General features: G+C 62.5%; 1 protein-coding gene and 1 pseudogene. Both read right to left on the bottom strand.

The window, feature by feature from the left end; translation table 11 throughout:
• Positions 1-347, bottom strand: a pseudogene (locus tag EN893_RS32410) (TRAP transporter permease); the annotation flags it as partial.
• A gap of 230 nt (positions 348-577) precedes the next feature.
• Positions 578-1,537, bottom strand: coding sequence for a TAXI family TRAP transporter solute-binding subunit (locus EN893_RS32400; RefSeq protein ID WP_127267557.1), 960 nt, complete (start codon positions 1,535-1,537; stop codon positions 578-580).
• Positions 1,538-1,763 lie beyond the last annotated feature (226 nt).

Genomic DNA, 1,763 nt, shown 5'->3' with positions numbered 1-1,763 from the left:
GTGTAGAACACCCAATTGTACAGGCCGGTGCCGAAGCCGAGCGCCCCGAGCGCCCAGAACGCTGCTTTGGCCGGCATGCTCTTGGCGCGCAGATTGGCGATCAGGCCGAAGCCGAGCAGCAGCAGGAAGCCGACATGCATCGCCCTCACCACCTGGCTCGGCATGCTGCCATAGGCGGCGACATAGATCTGGAACACGGAAAAGGCGACGGCGATGAGAAAGGCGGCCTTGCCGGCGATGCCGTCGCCGAAGCCGGGTGGCAGGCCTTCGACCTGTTCTTCGACGGCAGGCAGATGGAAGGTGGTGGATTTGCCGTCGGTCGTTGTTCCAGACGATGCTTCGCTCATCCGACTGTCTCCAGAAGGAGCGAAGTGTAGTGCGAGGCGCCCCCCTCTGTCCTGCCGGACATCTCCCCCTCAGGGGAGATCAGCAGCGTCGGTGTCTGCGCACGTTCTGCAACGCTAGCGAATGGCGAAAGGTATGGTGACGGCCAATCTCCCCCCTTGAGGGGGAGATGCCCGGCAGGGCAGAGGGGGACGCCTGGCGAGTGCATCTCCGATAGCCGAGCCATGCTCCGCTACTTCAACAATCCCTTCTCCTTGTAATACCGTTCCGCACCGGGGTGCAGCGGCACTGGCATGCCGTCGAGCGCCTTGGCCTGGTCGATCGCCTTGGCGGCGGCATGGGCCGCGGCAAGCTGGTCGAGATGGTCGAATATCAGCTTGGTCATCTGATAGGCGATCTCGTCGGAGACATCGGCGCGGGTGATGAGGAAATTGCCGACGGCGGCGGTGGCGACATCCTCGCTTTGGCCCTCATAGGTACCCTTGGGAATGACCACCGAAAGATAGGGCGAGCCGATCTTCGCAACATCCTCGGCCGGCACCGCCACGACATTGATCGGCACCGAGGTGGCGAGGTCGCGGATCGAGGCGACGCCGAGTCCGGCCGATTGCAGAGTGGCGTCGAGCTGCCGGTTTTTGATCAGCTCGACCGATTCGGCGAAGGGCAGGTATTCGACCCGGCCGAGATCCTCGTATTTCAGCCCCGCGGCGGCGAAGATCGCGCGCGCATTGAGTTCGGTGCCCGACGCCGGTGCGCCGACCGACAGGCTCTTGCCCTTGAGGTCGGCCAGCGTCTTGATGCCGGACTCCTGGCTGGCGACGATCTGGATGTAATTGGGATAGATGGCGGCGATGCCGCGCAATTTGTCGAGCTTGCCTGGGAAACCGGCCTCGGCATTGCCTTCGGCGGCCATCTTGACGGAATCGCCGAGCGCAAAGGCGATCTCGCCCTTGCCCTGCTGCAGCAGATTGAGGTTTTCAACCGAAGCCTTGGTCGCCTGCACCTGGGTGCGAGCGCCTTCGATGCCCTTGCCGTAGATTTCCGACAACGCCACGCCGAGCGGATAATAGACGCCGGATGTGCCGCCGGTCAGCACGTTGATGAATTCCTGGGCTCCTGCCGACACAGCGCCAAGGCCAAGTGACAGCGCCACAGCGCCGGCTGCAACAAGTTTCGTTCTGAAATGAAACATCCGATTTCCCTCCCTGAAATATCGACGACCGCACCGCCTCCCAGGTGCGAACCGGGGCGAGTTTAGACAGTGGGCCGGAAATGCCAACCCGCAATTGTGCTCGTTAGACGAACGGTTGAGAGATCGGGAAGCAGATGGCGGCTTGCACAAAAATCCGTCGGAGCGGAAAGTTTTCCGCATCCTGTCGAAATCGTGCGCTGCCGCGCGACATACGTCCGGCTCGCAA

The sequence above is a fragment of the Mesorhizobium sp. M7A.F.Ca.CA.004.04.2.1 genome (assembly GCF_004022825.1).
Classification (GTDB): domain Bacteria; phylum Pseudomonadota; class Alphaproteobacteria; order Rhizobiales; family Rhizobiaceae; genus Mesorhizobium.
The sequence above is the reverse complement of the archived record's forward strand: the minus strand, read 5'-3'. Positions and strand labels throughout refer to the sequence as shown.